Origin of the sequence: Luteibacter sp. UNCMF331Sha3.1 (assembly GCF_900109915.1) — a bacterium.
Lineage (GTDB): Bacteria > Pseudomonadota > Gammaproteobacteria > Xanthomonadales > Rhodanobacteraceae > Luteibacter.
Genome location: NZ_FOBU01000001.1, coordinates 235,275 through 254,118 on the forward strand (window position 1 = coordinate 235,275; position 18,844 = coordinate 254,118).

Annotated in this window: 19 protein-coding genes; 6 read left to right on the top strand and 13 right to left on the bottom strand. The window is 67.6% G+C overall.

What is annotated here, in order from left to right; genetic code table 11:
• Positions 1-8: 8 nt before the first annotated feature.
• The 6 genes from argC to BMX32_RS00980 all read right to left on the bottom strand — a co-directional run bounded on the left by argC (position 9) and on the right by BMX32_RS00980 (position 6,597).
• Positions 9-956: an N-acetyl-gamma-glutamyl-phosphate reductase gene (gene argC / locus BMX32_RS00955; RefSeq protein ID WP_089973969.1), complete on the bottom strand. Its 948-nt coding sequence runs from the start codon at positions 954-956 to the stop codon at positions 9-11.
• A 6-nt stretch (positions 957-962) separates the two neighbouring features.
• Complete coding sequence (locus BMX32_RS00960) at positions 963-2,279, bottom strand: acetylglutamate kinase (protein ID WP_089973970.1); 1,317 nt, start codon at positions 2,277-2,279, stop codon at positions 963-965.
• Entirely contained in the window at positions 2,269-3,366 is a 1,098-nt protein-coding gene (locus tag BMX32_RS00965) for an acetylornithine deacetylase (RefSeq protein WP_089973971.1), read from the bottom strand. Before BMX32_RS00965 ends, BMX32_RS00960 begins: the two co-directional genes overlap by 11 nt.
• 8 nt (positions 3,367-3,374) lie before the next feature.
• Positions 3,375-4,580, bottom strand: coding sequence for an argininosuccinate synthase (locus BMX32_RS00970; protein WP_029213696.1), 1,206 nt, complete (start codon positions 4,578-4,580; stop codon positions 3,375-3,377).
• A gap of 40 nt (positions 4,581-4,620) precedes the next feature.
• Entirely contained in the window at positions 4,621-5,652 is a 1,032-nt protein-coding gene (locus tag BMX32_RS00975) for an N-acetylornithine carbamoyltransferase (protein WP_089973972.1), read from the bottom strand.
• A 393-nt stretch (positions 5,653-6,045) separates the two neighbouring features.
• The gene (locus tag BMX32_RS00980) at positions 6,046-6,597 is read right to left on the bottom strand and encodes a glycine zipper 2TM domain-containing protein (protein ID WP_029213698.1); all 552 of its coding nucleotides are present in this window, start codon (positions 6,595-6,597) and stop codon (positions 6,046-6,048) included.
• A gap of 225 nt (positions 6,598-6,822) precedes the next feature.
• Here BMX32_RS00980 and cysS point away from each other — a divergent pair, with 225 nt between their 5' ends.
• On the top strand, positions 6,823-8,202 hold the full coding sequence (cysS, locus tag BMX32_RS00985) for a cysteine--tRNA ligase (protein ID WP_029213699.1): 1,380 nt from the start codon (positions 6,823-6,825) through the stop codon (positions 8,200-8,202).
• On the top strand, positions 8,199-8,633 hold the full coding sequence (locus tag BMX32_RS00990; protein ID WP_029213700.1) for a SufE family protein: 435 nt from the start codon (positions 8,199-8,201) through the stop codon (positions 8,631-8,633). The genes cysS and BMX32_RS00990 overlap by 4 nt, the downstream gene beginning before the upstream one ends.
• 90 nt (positions 8,634-8,723) lie before the next feature.
• Here the strand turns inward: BMX32_RS00990 and dksA are convergent, their stop codons facing one another.
• On the bottom strand, positions 8,724-9,212 hold the full coding sequence (gene dksA / locus BMX32_RS00995) for an RNA polymerase-binding protein DksA (RefSeq protein WP_089973973.1): 489 nt from the start codon (positions 9,210-9,212) through the stop codon (positions 8,724-8,726).
• Positions 9,213-9,966: 754 nt separating this feature from the next.
• On the opposite strand from dksA, the gene yidD reads away from it, so the two are divergent.
• The 3 genes from yidD to BMX32_RS01010 are packed head-to-tail and all read left to right on the top strand — an operon-like array spanning position 9,967 to position 12,294.
• Positions 9,967-10,173, top strand: a complete 207-nt coding sequence (yidD, locus tag BMX32_RS18840) for a membrane protein insertion efficiency factor YidD (RefSeq protein WP_244511464.1) — start codon at positions 9,967-9,969, stop codon at positions 10,171-10,173.
• Positions 10,166-11,506: a dihydroorotase gene (locus tag BMX32_RS01005; protein ID WP_089973974.1), complete on the top strand. Its 1,341-nt coding sequence runs from the start codon at positions 10,166-10,168 to the stop codon at positions 11,504-11,506. Before yidD ends, BMX32_RS01005 begins: the two co-directional genes overlap by 8 nt.
• Positions 11,503-12,294 (top strand): M23 family metallopeptidase, encoded by a 792-nt coding sequence (locus BMX32_RS01010; RefSeq protein ID WP_089973975.1) that lies wholly within the window; start codon positions 11,503-11,505, stop codon positions 12,292-12,294. The genes BMX32_RS01005 and BMX32_RS01010 overlap by 4 nt, the downstream gene beginning before the upstream one ends.
• A 122-nt stretch (positions 12,295-12,416) precedes the next feature.
• Here BMX32_RS01010 and folE2 read toward each other — a convergent pair whose 3' ends face one another.
• The 6 genes from folE2 to efp form a co-directional block, all read right to left on the bottom strand.
• On the bottom strand, positions 12,417-13,343 hold the full coding sequence (folE2, locus tag BMX32_RS01015; RefSeq protein WP_089973976.1) for a GTP cyclohydrolase FolE2: 927 nt from the start codon (positions 13,341-13,343) through the stop codon (positions 12,417-12,419).
• Between the two features lie 96 nt (positions 13,344-13,439).
• Positions 13,440-14,276, bottom strand: a complete 837-nt coding sequence (locus BMX32_RS01020; protein WP_029213706.1) for a squalene/phytoene synthase family protein — start codon at positions 14,274-14,276, stop codon at positions 13,440-13,442.
• Complete coding sequence (locus tag BMX32_RS01025; RefSeq protein WP_089973977.1) at positions 14,273-14,953, bottom strand: HAD-IA family hydrolase; 681 nt, start codon at positions 14,951-14,953, stop codon at positions 14,273-14,275. The genes BMX32_RS01020 and BMX32_RS01025 overlap by 4 nt, the downstream gene beginning before the upstream one ends.
• Complete coding sequence (ubiG, locus tag BMX32_RS01030) at positions 14,950-15,654, bottom strand: bifunctional 2-polyprenyl-6-hydroxyphenol methylase/3-demethylubiquinol 3-O-methyltransferase UbiG (protein WP_029213708.1); 705 nt, start codon at positions 15,652-15,654, stop codon at positions 14,950-14,952. The genes BMX32_RS01025 and ubiG overlap by 4 nt, the downstream gene beginning before the upstream one ends.
• Before the next feature lie 3 nt (positions 15,655-15,657).
• Positions 15,658-16,992, bottom strand: a complete 1,335-nt coding sequence (locus BMX32_RS01035) for a TRZ/ATZ family hydrolase (protein ID WP_029213709.1) — start codon at positions 16,990-16,992, stop codon at positions 15,658-15,660.
• A gap of 92 nt (positions 16,993-17,084) precedes the next feature.
• Positions 17,085-17,666 (bottom strand): elongation factor P, encoded by a 582-nt coding sequence (gene efp / locus BMX32_RS01040; protein WP_029213710.1) that lies wholly within the window; start codon positions 17,664-17,666, stop codon positions 17,085-17,087.
• 88 nt (positions 17,667-17,754) lie between these two features.
• Between efp and epmB the strand changes: the two genes are divergently transcribed.
• Positions 17,755-18,780: an EF-P beta-lysylation protein EpmB gene (gene epmB, locus BMX32_RS01045; protein ID WP_089973978.1), complete on the top strand. Its 1,026-nt coding sequence runs from the start codon at positions 17,755-17,757 to the stop codon at positions 18,778-18,780.
• The last annotated feature ends 64 nt before the right edge of the window (positions 18,781-18,844 follow it).

The following is an 18,844-nucleotide window of genomic DNA, read 5'->3' on the forward strand; positions in this document are numbered from 1 at the left end:
CTGGTTCTTCAGAGCGGAATGGCGGTGAGCTCGTCGAAGCCCATCGCGCGGTTGACGTTCTGCATGGCCTGCGTGGCCGCGCCCTTCAGGAGGTTGTCGAGCGTCGCGACGACGACCACGCGACGACCGTCCATGGACAGGGCGAAGCCGCCCACTTCCAGATGGTGCCGGTTCGCGATCTGGCTGACCCAGGGTGCCTCGTCGACGACCTGGATGAGCTTCTCCCGGTGATAGCGCGCCTCGAAGCGGTGCACGATGTCGTCGCGCTTCGCGGGCTTCGCGAGGTAGAGGTTCGTCGTGACCGTGAGTCCACGGAAATGTGGCGCCACGTGCGGCATGAACTCCACCGGCAGGCCGAGGTGCCGGCTGGCTTCCTTCTCATGCATGTGCCCGGTGAGCGAATACGGCATCAGGTTGTCGCGCAGCTTTTCCGGATCGTTGCGATCGGAAGGCATGGTGCCGGCGCCCGAGTAGCCCGACACGCCGAACGATACCGGCGGCGCCGCGAGCAGATCCTTCAGCGGCGCGATCGACACCTGAATCGCGGTGGCGTAGCAGCCCGGATTGCTGATGCGTTTCTCGCCGCGCCAGCGGTCGCGGTAGAGCTCCGGGAGCCCGTAGTACCAGCGCTCGTCGAAACGATAGTCGGCCGAAAGGTCGACGATCACGGTCGAGGCGCCGGCCTTGTCGATCGCCTCGACGTACGGGGCCGCCTTGCCGTTCGGCAACGCGAGCACCACCACGTCGACACCGGCGGCGGCGACCGCGGCCGGATCGAGATTGCCGAAGACGAGATCGCCGGTGTACGCGTCGCTATGGTCGGCGAGGCGCTGCCCGTCGAGCTCGCGCGAGGACACGAAGGCGAGCTCGAGGCCCGGATGCGCGGCGACGAGACGGATCAGTTCGGCGCCGGTGTGTCCGCGTGCGCCGACGATGCCGATGGTCTTGTTGGCCATGAGCGGTCAGTCCTGCAGGGTGGGTTCGCGCGCGGCGATGTGCGCGACGCAGCGTTCGATATCGGCGAAGCTGTCGAGGCCGTACCAGAAGACCTTCCAGCGCGTCTGCTTGAAGCAGCCATCCGACTCCGCGTAATAGAACGGGTTGATGGGGTTGCCGTGGCGCGAACGCCAGAACAGCTTCGGATTCTCGTCGCGCATCACCTGCCACACGGCGCGGCCGAGGCCTTCGCCCTGCGCGTCGTCGAGCACGGCGAACTTGTCGAGGTATGCGAAACCCTCCTCCTGCGTGAGGATCATCGCGGCGCGATAGTTCTCGGACACGTACAGCCGGTACAGCGCGGTGCGCTCGAAGTAGTCGCCCACCAGCGTGCGGCCGAAGCTCGACTCGATCAGGATGCGCATCCGCTCGAGATCAACGCCTTCCCACGAATCGAACCGCAGCACGCGTTCGCCACGACGGACCAGGGTGCCGGAACCCTTGTGCGTGAACAGCTCCTTCGCCAGTTCCGCCGGGCGGGTGATCGACACCGACGACGTGAGCGGCAGGTCGTCGAGGAGATCCTTGATCTGCTCGATCTTCAGCCGCATGCCCGAATGCAGCCACGGCTGCTGGAGCAACTGGTCGTACTCGGTCGACAGGTTGATGGAATCGATCACGCTGCCCTCGCCGTCCAGCAGTCCACCCGTGCCGGTGAGGAAGACGATCTTGTACGGTTGCAGCTTGCGCACGAGTTCGTTCGCGGCGAAGTCGGCGTTGATGTTGAGGATCTGCCCGGCGTCGGTCTCGCCGAGGCTCGCGATGACCGGAATGGATCCGGCACGCAGGCTGGCCTCGATCGGCGCGAGGTTGATGTCGCGCACGCGGCCCACGAGTCCGAAGGTGTCCTGGTCGAGGTAGTCGGCCGTGAACACGCCGGACGGCACCGACGTGGCGCGCGTGTCGACTTCCTGCAGCGCTTCGACGAGCCGCAGGTTCTGTGCCTGGAAAACGCGACGCACGATGGCGAGGGCTTCCGGCGATGTGACGCGCAGGCCATTCACGGTCTTCTTCTCGATGCCGGCGGCCGCGAGCTCCTCGTCGAGCTGCGGGCCCGCGCCGTGCAGCACGATCGGCGTGAGGCCCACCTGCTGGAGGAACGACAGCGACGACGTGAGATCGGGCAGTTCGTCGCGCAGCACGGCGCCGCCCACCTTCACCACGGCGAAGCGCGCGGCGTCGAGCTGCGAGAAACGCTTCAGGTACTGCTGGATCTCGCGCGCGCTGCCCATCGACGAGAGCAGGCGGACGATGGTCTTGCGGGTGTGTTTATTAGAGTCCACTGTCCACGATCCGATGGATGGTCTGTGCGTAATGCGCGAGCTGATCGAGGGCGACCCACTCGTCGGCGCTGTGGGCCTGCGCGATGTCGCCGGGGCCGCAGACGAACGACGTGTAGCCAGCCATCGAGAACAGCGCGGCCTCGGTCCAGAAGTCGACGGCGTTGCCGACGGGAATGCCGAGCTCGTCGGCGAGGTCGCGTGCGGCGAGACGACGTGTCTCCGCCGTCGCGGTGTCGCCCGCCGGCAGGGAATCGCCGCGGAAGGTTTCGCCGTACTCGACCGGGTTCGGCTCGACGAGCGTGCGGAACGTCTCCAGCATCGCGTCGGCGTCCATCGACGGCAGCGGACGGAAGCCGAAGCGCACGTCGGCGGTCGGCGCGATCACGTTCGCCTTGATGCCGCCTTCGATCTTGCCGATGTTGAAGCGCAGGCCCGTCAGCCCGCCGAAGCGCTCGTGCGACTGCGCCTGCACGAAGTCGAGCGCCGCCGCGCCCCAGCGGATCGCCTGATGCAGCGCGCTGTCGGAAGGCTTCTGCTCGCCGGACGCGTGACCGGCCTTGCCCTGGAACCGCATCTGCACCGAATGGATGCCACGGTGCGCGAGCACCGCCTCGCCGCGCGTGGGCTCGGCGACGATGATCGCCTCGTAGTCGCGCGGCACTTTCAGGAATCCTTCGATGCAACGCGCATCGTTCGCTTCCTCGTCGGTGGACAACAGGAGCGCCATGTCGCCCTTCGTCGCGTTGGCCACCGCCACGAGCGCGGCCGCGGCACCCTTGATGTCGCACGCGCCCAGGCCGATCGCGCGGTCTTCCGTCACGCGGAGCTCGAACGGGCTGGCGGTCCAGTGCGGCGAATCGGGCACGGTGTCCATGTGCACGTTGAACAGGTACTTCGGCGTGCCGCGCACGGCGTAGAGGTTCACGGCACCCGCACCGAAGTCGGTCACCTCCACGTCGAACCCGGGAAGGTTCGCGCGCAGGTAATCGAAGATGCCGTCGGTGCCGATGGTTCGTGGCGGATTGCGCGTGTCGAACGAGACGAGCGCGCGCAGATGGGTGAGCGTGTCCTGAAGAAGCGTGTCCATGGTCCCGATCAGTTCCCGTTGGCGCGGTCGACTTCCGCCCAGATGGTCGAGCTCATGCCGTAGAGCTTGATGAAGCCCTCGGCCTCGGCGACACCCCAGTCGGCGGCCTGCGCGTACGTCGCCTTCTTCGAATGCAGCAGGTTCTTCGATTCGACCTTCACCGCGTACACGGTGCCGCCGCGCGTCTCGATGATGACCTTGCCATCGACCTTGCGCTGCGTGGAGACGAGGTAGGCTTCGAGGTCGGCCTTGATCGGATCGTTGAAGAAGCCTTCGTAAGCGACCTCGGTCCACTTCCGGCCGATCTCCGGCTTGAAGCGGTTCTGCTGCTTCGACAGCACGGTTTCTTCCAGCGCGCGATGCGCGGTCAGCAGCGCGGTGAGCGCCGGTGCTTCGAACACGATGCGGCCCTTCAGGCCAATGTTCGTGTCGCCAGTGTACAGGCTGCGGCCGACGCCGTACTTCGCCAGTTCGTGGTTGAGGAAGCCGAGGATTTCGGGACCCGTGGCCGGCTTGCCGTTCAGCGTGACGGCCGTGCCCTTCTCGAAACCGAGCTCGATGCGGAGCGGTTCGGATGGCCATTCGGAACGCGGCGCGCACCAGGCGACGGCGCCCTCTTCCGGAATCTCCCATGCGTCGATCTCGCCGCCGGAAATCGTCACGCCGAGCACGTTCTCGTTGATCGTGTAGTGCTTGGTCTTGGCGCGGACCTCGAAGCCCTTGTCCTCGAGATACTTCTGCTCGTAAGCGCGGACCTGCGTGTGTTCGCGCTGGATTTCGCGGATCGGCGCGACGATCGTGTAGTCGCCCAGCGCCTTCACGGTCAGGTCGAAGCGCACCTGGTCGTTGCCCATGCCGGTGCAGCCGTGCGCGAACAGCTTCGTGCCGAGTTCGTCGCAACGCTCCAGCGACGCCTTCACGATCAGGTAGCGGTCGGACACGAGCAGCGGGTACTGACCCTGATAGAACTCACCCGCCCAGATCAGCGGCGTGACGAAGCTGTCCCAGATCGCCTGCGCGGCGTCCACGGTGCGATGCGACGCGGCACCCAGTTCGACGGCGCGCTGCTCGATGTACTCGCGCTCTTCCGAGGACACACCGCCGGTGTCGACGAACACCGTATGCACGGCATAACCGCGCTCGATCAGGTAGGGGACGCAGAAGCTGGTGTCGAGGCCGCCCGAGAAGGCGAGGACGATATCGTTGCTGGACATGCGGGCTCCGGAGAAAGGTCGGGAAAGGGAAGAAGGAAAATCAGAAACCGAGGCCGGACGTCGTGCCCGACTGGGAAATGAGCGATGCCATCACGGCCTTCTGCACGTGCAGGCGGTTTTCGGCCTCGTCGATGGCGATGCAGGCGGGCGAATCCATCACCGCGTCCGTCGCCTTGATGTTCCGGCGCAGCGGGAGGCAGTGGCTGAAGAGGCCGTTGTCGGTCAGCGCCATCTTGGCCTCGTCGACGATGAAGTGCCTGTTGGCATCGCGGATCGCCTTTTCTTGGTCCCAGCGACCGAAGTACGGGAGCGCGCCCCAGCTCTTGGCGTAGATCACGTGCGCACCGCTGTAGGCGGCTTCGATGTCGTGCGACACCTGCAGCGAACCGCCGTTCTCGCGCGCGTTGGTCTTCGCGAACGCCATGTAGCGTTGGTCGAGGATGTATTCCGGCGTGGGGCAGAGCAGCGTCACGTCCATGCCCATCTTCGTCGCGATCAACAGCGCCGAGTTGGCGACCGCCGTGTTCAGCGGCTTCGGATGGTAGGTCCACGTGAGCACGTATTTCTTGTTCTGCAGATCGCCCAGGTGTTCCTTCAGCGCCAGCGCGTGGGCCAGCTCCTGGCACGGGTGCGTGATGGTCTCCATGTTGATGACCGGCACCGTCGCGTAGCGTGCGAACGACTCGATCACCTTGTCCTGCCGGTCGATGGACCAGTCGACGAACTTCGGGAAGGCGCGCACGGCGATCAGGTCCACATAACGCGACAGCACACGCGCCACTTCGGCGATGTGCTCTTCCGTGTCGCCATCCATCACCGAGCCCACCTCGAACTCGATGGGCCATGCGTCCTTGCCCGGGGAGAGCACGACGGCGTGGCCGCCGAGCTGGAACGCGCCCAGTTCGAAGCTCGTCCGCGTGCGCATCGACGGATTGAAGAACATCAGCGCGACCGACTTGCCGGCCAGCTGCTGGCCCTGCGGCGAGCGTTTGAACGCCGCGGCCTGGTCGAGCAGCGCGTCGATTTCGGCGCGGCTGTAGTCCTGGGTGGAGAGGAAATGGCGAACGGTCATGGCGGTCCAGATCGGTCGGTGGCCCGAAGGCCGTGAAGGAAGCGGGAATCGGAAACGAAAAAACCCGGCGCATGGCCGGGTTTTTTAGTCGGTACGAATGAAACGCGCGCGACAGCCTACCCGGCCGAGTATCCCATGTACGGTCGACGAGCACGCGACGTCATCCCTGCGGCCATGCGGGCGCTGGTCAGGACGATGGCGGTGTAGACAGTGTGGGACACGGCAGGGTCTGAAAAGATGGAACGGCGATCATGCCGGGAATTGGTGCGGCGCGCAACAGGTTGCGGAGCCTTTAAACGGTGGGAGCCAGCCTGCTGGCGATGGGAGCTTGCGGCAAGCACCCATCGCCAGCAGGCTGGCTCCCACCAGAGCCCAGCCCTAAAGGCTGGAGGCTTAGTCCGCCGGGGACACGTTCACGCGGACGCGCAGCCGCTCGCCCGGGTCGTAGTTGAGGCGCGAGACGTACACCTCCCCGCGATAGCGATATTCGACGTCGTAGCCGGCGATGCGGCGCTGTTCGGACACCGAACTGACGTCGCGGCAGCGGGTTTCCGTGCCTTCGTAGGTGCGGTCGCCGCTGCGGGAGACGTTGTTGCCTACCGCGCCGCCGGCGACGGCGCCGACGACGGTGGCGGCCTTGCGGCCGTCGCCCTTGCCTACCGTGTTGCCCAGCACGCCGCCGACGACGGCGCCGAGAATGGTGCCGGCCGCGCTACCGCCGCCCGACTCGCGACGCACCACGGGCTGGTCGTAGCACTCCTGACGCGGGGTCTCCACGCGGGCGACGCCATAGACCGGGTCCACGCGCAGCACGTCGGCCCAGCCGTAATGGGTGTTGTCGTCCGGACCGGACGGTCCCGGGCCGGGACCGTAACGGCCGTCCTGGGCGCTGGCACCGGAAGCGAAGACCGCGAGGATGAGCGCGGGGATAAGCAGGCGAGACATGTAGGGAAACCTCCGGAGGGCGCACGAGCGCGCCCTACTGGCGTGCATTTCAGCAACACCACGCTGAATCCACGCTTAGAAGTCGTCTGCAGAAATGTCGTCTGCCATGTCAACCGAATCCGCGCCCGCGCGTGGGCAACCGCCGCCGGGTCATCCCTGAACGGGCGCGTCCCTTGCTACTATCTCCGACCGACCACCCGCCGCGCCCTGCCCCACGGAACATCGATGCCGATTTCGCTCTACAACACCCTTTCGCGCCGTACGGAGGCCTTCGCCCCCCTGGATCCGCAGCGGGTGACGATGTACGTGTGCGGTCCGACGGTCTACAACTACATCCATATCGGCAACGCGCGGCCTCCCGTCGTCTTCGACGTGCTGGTGAAGCTCCTGCGCCGGCACTACCCGAACGTGGTCTACGCGCGGAACATCACCGACGTCGACGACAAGATCAATCGTGCCGCCGCCGACGCGGGCGTGCCGATCGCCGAGATCACGGGCCGTTACGCCCAGGCGTACCGCGAGGACACGGCGCGTCTCGGCGTGGCGCCTCCGGACGTCGAGCCGCATGCGACCGACCACATCCCCCAGATCGTGGCGATGATCGAGCGCCTGATCGCGACCGGGCATGCCTACGAGGCCGAAGGCCACGTGCTCTTCCATGTCGAGTCTTACCCCGCCTACGGTGCGCTTTCGGGCCGTGATCCCGACGAGCTGCTCGCGGGCGCCCGTGTCGAAGTGGCGCCGTACAAGAAAAGCCCCGGCGACTTCGTCCTCTGGAAGCCCTCCGACGCCACCCTGCCCGGCTGGGACAGCCCCTGGGGCCGCGGCCGTCCGGGCTGGCACATCGAGTGCTCGGCGATGAGCGAAGCCCATCTGGGCGACACCATCGACATTCATGCCGGCGGCGTGGACCTGACGTTCCCGCATCACGAGAACGAAATCGCCCAGAGCACCTGCGCGCACGGCGGCAAGCCGTTCGCGCGCTTCTGGATGCACAACGGCATGCTGACCTTCGACGGCCGCAAGATGTCGAAGTCGCTCGGCAACGTGCTTCAGTTGCACGAGCTGCTGAACAGGCACCCCGGCGAGGCCCTCCGCCTGATGCTTCTGCGCGGACACTACCGCCAGCCGCTCGACTGGTCCGATGCCGCCATGACGCAGTCCGTCCGCACGCTCGACGGCTGGTACGGCGTGCTGCGCGACCTGGCGGACGTCGACGCGGGGGAGCCCGTGGTCCCCGCCTCGGTCGAAGCGACGCTGTGCGACGACCTCAACACCCCGCAGGCGCTGGCGGAGATCTCGCAGCTCGCCGACGCCGCCCGCCGCGCGACCGGCGACGACCGCAAGGCGGCCAAGGCCGCGCTGATCGGCGGAGGTGCGCTGCTGGGCTTGCTCCAGCAGGATCCCGAGGCCTGGTTCCGCCAGGGCAATCCGAACGGCACGATCGACGCCGCCGCCATCGAGGCCCTGCTCGACGAGCGCCGCGCGGCCCGCGCCGCGAAGGACTTCGCGCGCTCCGACGCCATTCGCGATCAGCTGAAGGATCTCGGCATCGCCATCGAAGACAGCGCACAAGGCACGCGCTGGAGCGTGGTGAAGGCATGAGCGAGCCCATGGAACCGACCGCCGTCGAGGCACAGGCCGCCATCGCGGAAGAATTCGCGTTCTTCGGCGACTGGACCGAGCGCTACCAGTACCTGATCGATCTCGGCCGCCAGCTCCCGGCGTTTCCCGACGATCGCAAGAACGAAGAAAACCGCGTGCACGGCTGCCAGTCCATGGTATGGCTGATTCCCTCGGGCGACGCGGCGAAGATGCATTTCGACGCGGCCAGCGATTCGGCCATCGTGTCGGGCCTGATCGCGCTGGTGCTGCGCGTCTACTCCGATCGATCCGCCCGGGAGATCGTGGACACCCCGCCGGATTTCATCCAGCAGATCGGGCTGGCCAAGCACCTGTCGCCCACGCGGTCGAACGGGCTCGCGGCGATGTTGGCGCGTTTGAAGGCATATGCGGCGGAGGCTTTGGCGCGCTGATCGATCCGGTGGGAGCCAGCCTGCTGGCTCCCACCAGAAAGAAAAGGCCCCGCTGTGCGGGGCCTTTTCGTCTGCGACGGCCGGAAAGGCTCAGTCGCCCATCTGCTTCTGCAGGTGCTCGCGACGCTCCTGCGCGTCGAGCGACAGGGTAGCGATCGGACGCGCGTCGAGACGATCCACGCCGATTTCCTCGTCGGTCTCTTCGCAGAAGCCGTAGCGGCCTTCTTCGATGCGGCGCAGCGCCTTGTCGATCTTCGAGATCAGCTTGCGGTAACGGTCGCGGGTGCGGAGCTCGAGCGAGTTCTCGGTCTCGCGCGTCGCGCGCTCGGCTTCGTCGCCGACGTCGCGGACTTCCTCGCGAAGGTTGTCCATGGTCTGGCGGGATTCTTCCACCAGCTGCTCGCGCCAGTCCTTCAGCTTGTTGCGGAAGTACGCGAGGTGACGAGGATTCATGTACTCCTCGTCGGCCTTGGGCTTGTAACCCTTCGGCAGGTCGATGACGGTGGAAGCGGGCAGCGCATAGCGGCCGTCTTCGCGCGTGATGCCGTTGTCGGCGGTATGGGAGGCAGTGCTGTTCATGCTGGCTTGCGCGGACTTCTCGTTACTGGATGAGGATGCGCCACCCACGGCGGACGCGGTCCGCTGCGGTGTGGCGGCAACGGCCGATGCCTTGCGGCCCGTGTCGGGCGCGGGAGCGGCCGCTGCGGCGGTCTTCGCTTTCGGCGCGGGAGCCGGAGCGGGTGCGGCCTTTGTCGGGGCCGCGGGTGTCTTGCTGGCGGACTTGGCAGGTGCCGCCTTCTTCGCGACGGGAGCGGCCTTCACCGGCGCTTTCGTCGCGACCTTCGGCGCTTCCTTCTTGGCGGCGGCGACCTTCTTCGCCGGAGCGGCCTTCACGGGAGCCTCCCTGGCCGGCGCCTTCTTCGCAGGTGCCTTGGTGGCCGGCTTCGCCGCGGCCTTCTTCGCCGCCGGTGTAGCGACCTTCTTCGGCGCGGGCTTCGCCGCCGTCTTCGTGGCGGATTTCACCGCCGCGCGCACGGCCGTCTTCGCCGGCGCCTTCGTTGCCTTTGCCCCGGCCACGACCGTCCCTGTCTTTTTCACGTCGCCTGCCCCGCCCTTCTTGGCGGTACTTCTGGCGGCTGCGGAACTACGAGCGTTTTTCGCCATATCCTTCACCTCGGTAGCCGTGGCGGCGGGGTGTTATAGCCCAGATGCGTTACCCCAGCAACCTATCTTCTGGGATACTGTCCATTGGCCTACGCCGGTCGACACCGGACCCACAGTGACCCGCCTCCTCCTATTCCTGTTGTCCTTCTACAAACGGTGGCTGAGCCCGATGCTGGGCGCTCGCTGCCGCTTCCATCCATCCTGTTCCGATTATGCACGCGTTGCCATAGCGCGTTTCGGTCCCTTGCGTGGCGGCACCCTGGGTGCCTGGCGCATCCTGCGCTGCCAGCCGCTTTGCGAAGGCGGCCACGACCCCGTCCCCGAGCAATTCATCCTGCGCCGCTGCGGCGCACAAGGAGCAAACACCCATGACTGATGCCTGGCTCATCAAGAACGCCGAACTCGTGAACGAAGGCAAGCGCTTCCATGCCGACCTCCGCATCCGTGACGGAAAAATCGCAACCATCGCTACCGGCCTGGAAAGAGAACGTGACGAACAGGTGATCGACGCGACCGGCCTGTGGCTGCTGCCGGGGATGATCGACGACCAGGTGCACTTCCGCGAGCCCGGCCTCACGCAGAAGGCCGACATCGCGCATGAATCCCGCGCCTGCGCCGCCGGCGGCATCACCAGCTTCATGGAGATGCCGAACACGAAGCCGCCCGCGCTCGACCGCGAGTCGCTCGAGAACAAGTACAGCATCGCCGCCGGCTCGTCGGCCGTGAATTACGCGTTCTACATGGGCGCCAGTAACGACAACCTGGAGGCGATCCGCGCGCTCGATCCGAAGGCGGCGCCCGGCGTGAAGGTGTTCATGGGCGCCTCCACCGGCAACATGCTCGTCGACAACCCGGAAACGCTCGACGGCATCTTCCGCGACACGCCGGTGCCGATCATCACGCACTGCGAAGACACGCCGATGATCGACGCGAACCACGAGAAGGCCCGCGAGAAGTACGGCGAGGACATCCCGGCGTGGGAGCACCCGCACATCCGCTCGCGCGAGGCCTGCATCAAGTCGACCCGTCTCGCGATCTCGCTGGCGAAGAAGCACGACACGCGCCTGCACGTGCTGCACATCTCCACCGCGGACGAGCTCGCCCTGTTCGAGCCCGGCCCGATCGAGGGCAAGCGGATCACGGCCGAGACCTGCGTGCACTTCCTGCACTTCGGCGGCAAGGCCGACTACGACGAGAAGGGTTTCCTCATCAAGTGCAACCCGGCGATCAAGGACGAGGCCGACCGCGAGGCGATCACGAAGGCGCTGGCCGAAGGTCGCCTCGACGTGCTCGCCACCGACCACGCGCCGCACCTGCTCGAGGAGAAAGCGCAGAAATACGACAAGGCGCCATCCGGCCTGCCGCTGGTGCAGTTCGCCCTCCAGGCGGCCCTGCAGCGGGTGACCGAGGGCAAGCTCACGCTGGAGCGCATCGTGGAGACCGTCTGCCACAACCCCGCGAAACTGTTCGACGTCGAGAACCGCGGTTTCCTGCGCGAGGGTTACGCGGCCGACCTCGTGCTGGTGGATCCGAACACGCCGCATACCGTGACGCGCGAGGAAGTGCTCTCCAAGTGCGGCTGGTCGCCGTTCGAGGGTTACACGTTCAGCAGCAGCATCGCCTCGACGTTCGTTAACGGGCAGCGCGTTTTCGACGGAAAGACGGTGGACGGCACGGTCCGCGGCCAGCGCCTGACCTTCGATCGATGAGACGAATCGTAGCGGCGTTCGCCGCAGCGTCGATCGGCACGGCGGCCCTCGCCGCCGTGCCCGACCTTCCCACCCGCGTGTCGCAAGGCGCCCTCGTGATCGGACACGTCGCGCCCGGCACGCGGGTCGCCGTGGCCGGCAAGCCCGTGCACGTCGGGGACGATGGCGTCTTCGTCTTCGGCGTCGGTCGCGACGAGCAGGGTCCGGTGGCCGTGACACTCGGTGCCACGACGCGCAGCGTGTCGGTCGTGCCACGCGACTGGCCTATCGAACGCGTGGAAGGCGTGCCGCCGAAGACCGTGAACCCGCCGCCCGCGATCGCCGCGCGCATCGAGCGCGAGCAGGCGGCCGTGGTGGCGGCGCGCAACCGCGACGATGCGCGCGACGATTTCATCCACGGTTTCGTCTGGCCTGTCACAGGCCGCATCAGCGGCCGCTTCGGCAATCAGCGCATCTACAACGGCGACCCGAAGGCGCCGCATTCGGGCATGGATATCGCGGTCCCGGAGGGCACGCCGGTGAAGGCGCCGGCGTCGGGCATCGTCACGTTCGCCAATCCGGATTTGTACCTGACCGGCGGCACGGTGCTGCTCGACCACGGCTTCGGTCTGTCGTCGAATTTCCTGCACCTGTCGCGTATCGACGTGAAAGTCGGAGAGCGCGTGGCGCAGGGCCAGGTGATCGGCGCGGCCGGAAAGACGGGCCGCGCCACCGGGCCGCACGTGCACTGGGGCTTCAACTGGTTCGGCGTGCGGCTGGATCCACTGCTGTTGCCGGGAATCCGGTAGGCACTGTCGCTAGCACCCATCGCCAGCAGGCTGGCTCCCACCAGAACACCGTCGGCCGACTGGCCTCCACCTACCCGGTGGGAGCCAGCCTGCTGGCGATGGGTGCCGCCGGAACGTATCTTCTAGCGCTGCACTTTCGAAGCGAACGCCACCGCGTCGTGCGGATGCAGGCTTTCGTGATGGGCGACGCGCAGATGGAAATCCGCGATCGTCGCATCGTCCGACAGCGCCTTCTGGATACGACGCGCGGCGTCTTCGCAGAACATCAGGTTCTGGCCGTTCGCCAGGGCGAAGGCCTGCTCGTCCGCGCGCTTGACCGCGGTCTGCACGGGCGTGCCGAGTGCGCCTTCCACGTTGTCGATCATGCCGATCAGGTTGAACACACCCTCGCCCATCGGCTTGACCCGGATCGTGGCGGTGCTGCGCTGCGCGTGCGGCGTGGCGACGATGCCCTTCTCCGTGCCCAGCCAGGCGAGGATCGTGTCGCGATCGAGCGGCTGGTCGGCCGTGAACGTCTTCGCGAAGTTGTCCTGGATCAGCTGGCGCGACAGCGCCGCCGACGCCGGACAGGTCGACGAATAGACCACGTCGGTGGTGATCTGCACGCAGAAGTCCGTGCCGCTGAGCGTGGCGTCGATGGTGATCGGGTACGCGCGCCAGCCGCTGTTGTCGCTGCGCAGCGAACGGCGTCGCACGAGATGCTCGAAGCCGATCGTAATGCGCGCGTGGTCCGACAGGCCATCGTGCGAACTAAGGAACGACGCCAGCAGATCGCGGATGCCGCCCACCGTCAACGGACCGGCCGACAGCGCGTCCGAGACCAGCAGGTAGAGGCGCGACATGTGGATGCCGCGGGCTTCCGGTTTCGTGAGATTGACGAAGGCGCCCACCCGGGCGCCCGTGGAGCGCACATCGCCGTCGCCGGCATCGAACGCCACCGGCATTTCCATGCCATCCATGCCGACCCAGTCGAGCGTGCCGATGGCCAGTGCGTGTTCCTGCGACGCCACATCGGGCAACAGGCGGGTGGGGGAATCGTGGATATACATGGGGAGGATCCTGGGCCGAGCCGTCTTGCGGCTTACTGAGAATCAGATGGGGTTCCGGGCGAGGGCCTCAATGGGCCGTCGCGGGAAACGATCCGTTCAGGTGAAACGCCCCGCGTGCCGTGCGGCGAGCCACGCGCGGATGGCCGTGGCGGGGCCGGTGCGCGACTGGCGCCGGTGCAGCTCGGCGAAGGGTTCGCTCGCGCGCGCGGCCGCCCGCGCCGTCGACAGCGCCGTACGCCCTTCCATGCCGCGGAATGTGCTGAGGGGCTCGCCGAGCGCCAGCGCCTCGCGCAGTGCCGTCGCGAGCTCGCCGAGCTGCGCCCGCAGCGCCTCGCGACGGGCCGGCGTGTCGTCCTTGAGGTGGCCACGCGAGAGTCCATGCCGGGCAAGCCGCGACATGGGCAGCGGCAGCCGCTCGCGCTCGGCGTCGAGTTCGAGACGGGACAGCGCGAACACGAGGTGTGACAGGGCGGCGATACGCGACGCGGATTCCGCCGGCGCCGCCGGCCCGAACCACCAGGCGGTCTCGAGCGCGGCCAGCGCGCCGTGCAGCCCGCGCGCGGCGGTGACCTGCGCGGCGAAGTCCGACGAGGTGCCCTGCTCCAGCTGCGCCATCGCCGCGAGCACGGGGGCGAGCCACAGACCGGCCGGTATCTCCTTCGCGCGCGGGCTGGCGAAAAGCAGCTTGGTGAGCGGGTGCCGGCCACCGCTGGCGGCCGCGCCGGCAAGCTCTTCGGCCCACCATTGCAGCTTCGCCGCGGCCACCTGCGGCTCGCGGATCCCGTACGCCGCGGAGATCAGTTCCTGCTCCAGCGCCGCCAGCGCGACCCGTTCGTCACGAGAGGTCTCGTCGACGAAGCCCAGCGCGATGCGCTGCTGCGGCTGCACGGCGAGCCATTTGTCCACGAAGTTCTGGATCGCGCCGTCGCTCACGCCGCGACCTCCTTCAGGCCGAGCAGCGCGCCGAGCGCGTCGACGTCGTCGACCACCGCATCGGCACCCCAGGCGTCGGGATCGCCGCCATCGAGGTAACCCCAGCGCACCGCCACGGTGAACAGGCCCGCGGCGTTGCCGGCGAGCACGTCGCGCCGGTCGTCGCCCACGAACACCGAGCGGGCGGGATCGCAGCCGGCGACCGCGCAGGCATGCAGCACGGGGGCGGGATCGGGTTTGCGCATCGGCAGCGTGTCGCCCGAAACCACCGCGGCCGGTTTCCAGTGCGGCATGGCCTTCGGTAGCAGCGCGTCCGTGAGGAACCCCGGCTTGTTCGTGACGATGCCCCAGCGCATGTCCGCCGCCCCGATCGCGACGAGCATCGCGTCGATGCCGGCGAAACCGGCGGTATGGCTCGCCATGTCGGCTTCGTAGACCGCGAGGAATCGCGGCACGAGCGCCAGGATGCCCGCCTCGTCCGCCGAGGGGAACGCCACGCCGAGCATGGCGCGCGAGCCGCGCGAGACGACCTCGCGCACGCGATCGAACGGCGGCGCGTCGACACCCTGCTCCCTGCACACGACGACCAGCGCGGCGTAGAGGTCGCGCGCGCTGTCGATCAGCGTGCCGTCGAGGTCGAAGAACACGCCCTCGGGTCGAAACGGCAGCGCGTTCATCCCGCTTTCCTCGCCGCGAGCACGTAGTTCACCGCCGTATGCCGCGACAGGCTCGCGTTGCGCGTGAGCGGGTTGTACGCGAGGCCCTGGATGTCTTCGAGCTCCAGGTCGAAGCGGCGCAGCATCGCGGCGACCTCCGACGGTTTCAGGAACTGCGCGTAGTGATGCGTGCCGCGCGGCAGCAGGCGCATGAGGTACTCCGCGCCCACGATCGCCGCGCCGAACGCCGCGGGCGTCCGGTTGAGCGTGGACAGGAACACCTGGCCGCCCGGCTTCACCATCGCCGCGAGGTCGCGCACGATCGCGACCGGATCGGGCACGTGCTCGATCATCTCCATGCAGCAGACAGCGTCGAACGAAGCCGGCTCGGCCTCTGCGAGTTCCGTCGACGACTGCACGCGGTAATCGACCTGCAGGTTCGATTCGAACAGGTGGAGTTTCGCGATCTGGATGAGTTTTTCACCCAGGTCGATGGCGGTGACGCTGGCGCCGGCACGCGCGAGGGCTTCGCTCAGCAGGCCGCCGCCGCAGCCGATGTCGGCCACCTTCGCGCCGCGCAGGTCGACGCGACCCGCGACGTACGCGGCACGTACGGGATTGAGGTCGTGCAGCGGACGGGACTCGCCGTCGGGATCCCACCAGCGGGCGGCGAGCTTCTCGAAACGCGCGATCTCTTCCGCGCTGACGTTGGCGTTCTGCATGATTCAGCCCTTGTTCTCGGAAATGCGCTCGCGCCAGGCGCGTGCTTTGGCGCGGATAGCGGCGGTGTCGATGCCGACCAGTTCGCCCGCGGCGAGCTTGCGCGCGCCGTCGATCCACACGTCGCTGACCTGGTGGCGTCCCGTGGCGTACACGAGCTGCGAGGCCACGTGATAGAGCGGCTGCGTTTCCAGCGCGTCGAGGCGCACGGCGACGAGGTCGGCGCGCTTGCCCGTCTCGATCGAGCCGATGCGGTCGCCCAGGCCAATCGCCTTAGCGCCGTTCAACGTGGCGGCGCGCAGCGCATAGGCCGCGTCGAACGCGGCGGCGTCACCCGCGACCGCCTTCGCCAGCAGCGCCGCGGTGCGCATCTCGCCGAACATGTCGAGGTCGTTATTGGACGCGCAGCCGTCGGTGCCGATGCAGACGTTCACACCCGCGGCGCGCAGCTTCTCCGCCGGGCAGAACCCCGATGCCAGCTTGAGGTTCGATTCCGGGCAATGCACCACCGACGCGCCGGCCGCGGCGCATGCCGCGATCTCGTCGTCGGTCAGCTGGGTCATGTGCACCGCCACGAGGCGATCGGTGACCAGGCCGAGCTTCTGCAGGCGCTCGAACGGGCGCACCCCGTCCTTCGCCACGCCCTCCTCCACCTCGTGCGCCGTCTCGTGCGTGTGCAGGTGGATGGGGATGTCGAGCTCCGCGGCGAGATCGCGGATGCGCACGAAATTGTCGTCCGACACGGTGTACGGCGCGTGCGGCACGAACGCGGTCGTGAGCAGCGGCTCGCCGCGCAGCGACGCGTGCACCTCGAGCGCGCGGCTGAAGTACTCGTCGGACGTCTGCGCCCAGGCCGTCGGGAAATCGATCACCGGCAGGCCGATCACGGCGCGGAAGCCCATCGTGCGGTACGTCGCCGCGATGACGTCGGGGAAGAAGTAGTTTTCGTTGGCGCAGGTGGTGCCGCCGCGGATCATCTCGGCGACCGCCAGCTCGACGCCGTCGCGGATGAAGTCGGGCCCCATGACGCGGCCTTCGGCCGGCCAGATGTGCTCCTGCAGCCAGGTCATCAGCGGCAGGTCGTCCGCGAGGCCGCGCAGCAGCGTCATCGGGTTATGCGTATGGGCGTTGATCAGGCCCGGGATGACGGCGTGCTCGGGCAGCGTCACGCGCTCGCGCGGCGCATAAGCGGCCTGCGCGTCGGCGATCGGGAGCACGGCGACGATCTGGCCGTCCTGCACGGCCACGGCATGGTCGTCCAGCACGACGGCATGCGGCTCGACGGGAACGACCCAGCGGGCTTCGACGAGGAGATCGATCGGAACGGGGCTTTCGCTCATGGGGGCCTCGGTGGGGTAGCGGGAGCCTCATACAAGAACGGCACGGCGCCTTGGGCTGCCGTGCCGCTCCTGACATCAGAACGCCTGAGATCTTACTTGACGCGGCTGTCGTACTCGCCGGTGCGGGTATCGACCTTGATCACTTCGTCCTGGTTGACGAAGAGCGGCACGCGTACGACGGCACCGGTCTCGAGCGTGGCCGGCTTGCCGCCGCCACCCGAGGTGTCGCCACGAACGCCCGGATCCGTCTCGACGATCTTCAGCTCGACGAACTTCGGCGCCTGCACGGCGATGATCTGGGTCTCGTTGAAGAGCGTGATCTGGCAGAGCTCGTCGCCCTTGAGCCACTTCCAGGTGTCGCCCATGGCGGCCAGGTTGGCGCGGTACTGCTCGAACGTCTCGGAATGCATGAAGACCCACTCGCGGTCGTCGCCCGTGCCCTCGATGTACGAGAAGCTGGCGTCGGTGTCGACGGCGTTGGCCTCTTCGTACGAATCGCTCGACTTCAGCGTGAGCTCCGTCGTGCGGCCGTCCTTCAGGTTGCGCACGCGAATGCGCGTGAAGGCCTGGCCCTTGCCCGGCTTGACGAATTCGGCTTCGGTGATGACCCAGGGATCGCCGTTGTGAAGGATCTTCTTGCCCGTTTTGACGTCATTGAGGCCAAGGGTCGCCATGCGCTTTCTGCTCCAGAGTTAAATCCGCCCCGACGGGCAGCTAAAATGATGTCGTCACGGGCCTTCAATGCCCGATCCAAGGCCGCCAATGATAACCGCAAGCCCCACGTCCCGCCTATCGCCGCCCATTCGGGACTGGCGCGAGCTGTGGCGGGAATCCATCACCGACGCCGAAAGCCTGCTGGACGCCGTGGGGCTCGCCGGCCGCGCGGACCTCCTGCCGCCCGACGACGCCGGCTTCCCACTGCGGGTGCCGCGCGGCTTCGTGGCGCGGATGCGCCGGGGCGACGCGACCGACCCCCTGCTGCTTCAGGTCCTGCCTCGCCGCGCCGAACACGACGTCGCCCCGGGGTTCTCGGTAGACGCCGTCGGCGACATGGCGTCCCGGGCCGGCCACGGCGTGCTGCACAAATACGATGGCCGGGCCCTCCTGATCGCCAGCGGCAGCTGCGCGGTGAACTGCCGCTACTGCTTCCGCCGCCACTTTCCCTACGGCGAGGAAATCGCCGCCGCGGCGCAGTGGCGCGAGGCCCTCGCGCACGTGCGGGGCGATACCTCGATCCGCGAGCTGATCCTGTCCGGCGGCGACCCCCTCTCGCTGGCCACCCACAAGCTGGAAGAGCTCACGCGCTCGCTCGCCGACATGCCGCACGTGATCCGCCTGCGGATCCACACCCGCCTGCCCATCGTGCTCCCCGAGCGCGTGGACGAAGCGCTCGTCGCCTGGCTCGCCGCCCTGCCGCTGCAGAAGGTCGTCGTGCTGCATGCGAACCATGCCAACGAATTCGATGCCTCAGTGGATGCCGCCTGCACCCGACTGCGCGACGCGGGCGCCACCCTCCTCAACCAGTCGGTCCTCCTTCGCGGCGTGAACGACGACGTGACGGCGCTGGCCGCGCTGTGCGAGCGCTCCTTCGCCGCCGGCGTGCTTCCGTACTACCTGCACCAGCTGGACCGGGTGCAGGGCGCCGCGCATTTCGAGATCGACGACGACCGCGCGCTGTGGCTGGTCGAGGCCCTGCGTGCCCGCCTCCCGGGCTACCTCGTTCCGAAACTGGTGCGCGAATTGCCCGGCGATCCGTCGAAGCGCCCTATTGCCGATTTCGCGCGTTAGTATGGTGGGCATCCGGTCAGCATGATCCGACCGGACCGCGCTGTGGGGGGAGCGGGCCGGCGAG